This window comes from Globicatella sanguinis NBRC 15551 (genome assembly GCF_001552295.1).
Classification (GTDB): domain Bacteria; phylum Bacillota; class Bacilli; order Lactobacillales; family Aerococcaceae; genus Globicatella; species Globicatella sanguinis.
Genome location: NZ_BCQX01000208.1, coordinates 1 through 1,519, shown reverse-complemented (window position 1 = coordinate 1,519; position 1,519 = coordinate 1). Strand labels below are relative to the sequence as shown.

At 28.6% G+C, this 1,519-nt stretch carries 1 protein-coding gene; it reads right to left on the bottom strand.

Translation table 11 applies throughout. From position 1 onward, the window contains the following. Window positions 1-831: 831 nt before the first annotated feature. The coding region (locus GSA01S_RS10120; RefSeq protein WP_217994649.1) for a DUF3800 domain-containing protein at window positions 832-1,519 on the bottom strand (688 nt) is incomplete at its 5' end.

Below are 1,519 nucleotides of genomic sequence, written 5' to 3'. Positions count from 1 at the left end.
CACCCTCCGATAAGGAGAGTGTTGTAATTTTGTAATTATATTTAATTGAACTCAACTTGGCACTGCAAGTTGAGGAACTCCATCTGTAAGCGAACAAGTTCGCAACAGCTGCAGCCTAATACTTTATTGATTTATTCCATATAACTTTTACATAACCATTTCTAACTAAAATCTCTTTCAAATTCATTAAAGAAAAGTCGGTAAAAAGTCGGTACGATATAAACATAAGACACCTTCCATAATTGGAAAGTGTCTTGAAACGTTGATATATTTTCAATTGAACTCAACTTGCAATGGCAAGTTGAGGAACTCCATCTGTAAGCGAACAAGTTCGCAACAGCTGCAGCCTAACGTTTTCAGAATTGTGAAGCTTTACGAGCTTTCTTAAGACCTGGTTTTTTTCGCATTGAACGCAAGTAAGCGTACAACAGCTAAATAAAAGCATTATTAACTAAAAAATCGTTGAGATAGTTAATATAAAAATACATAAAATAACAAATAACGTATTCAATTACGTATTCAATCTGCCAGCGTGAATTATTTATTTTTCCCTTCTATTATATAAATATAAAAAAGCCCTCGCATAATGCGAGGGATTACCTTTTTATAAAAAGTAGACAACTTCCACTCGGCTTACATTAAGCAAGCTTACATATTTAAATACCCGTAGATAATTAAGTTTGCGAAAATGGAAGAATTACCATACTACTTTAAATACATTATAAACAGAAGAATTCTACCTGTCAACCGAAATATTATTTAACCTTTGAATAAAATTCAGACTATTATTCCTTGTTGGAAAGTAATCTATGAAACCAGGACAACAAATATCTAAAAGTTTATTATTTTTTTATCTTCTCTAGAAAATAACTCTGATTGACAAACTCTATAAATTGTATTTGAAAATATATCAGCTATTTGAATTAAATCTTTTGTTTTTGAATCCTTATAATTTACTTTTATTTTATCATAATGGTTAGTTTTTATAGACAATTCTATTTGTAAATATTCAGACAAGCTATTTAGTGAACCAACTGATTGGTTTCTTTCATCAATTAGTAAAAATAAATCTCTATCATTATCTCTTACATTATTTCTTATTTTCTTAACAGCTAAAGAAATAAAGTAATTAAAACTAATTGATGGTTTTTCTCTAAGATTTGTTTTTAAATTTTGATTATCAATTACCATAAAATGAAAACTGACATCTGTTTTACTTTTCAAGTGTTCAAAAATGTGTTTCTTCATACCAAAAGTCATTTCTGAACCTTTTATTTCTTTCTTTATGTCCAATTGAATATCTGAATGGATTTTCAAAAATTCAATTTTTGCCCTTCTAAACTCCCTGATTACCTTATAAGGCTCATTTGTATGTACAAAAGACATAATAAAATATCTATTTCTTTTTGCATTAGAGGTTGTTATTGACCCTGACTCATCTATATATAACTTCATTTGCATATTCTCCTGATAACTAATTATACCAATAGAATACCATGGTAGTGTCAAATATTTTGGG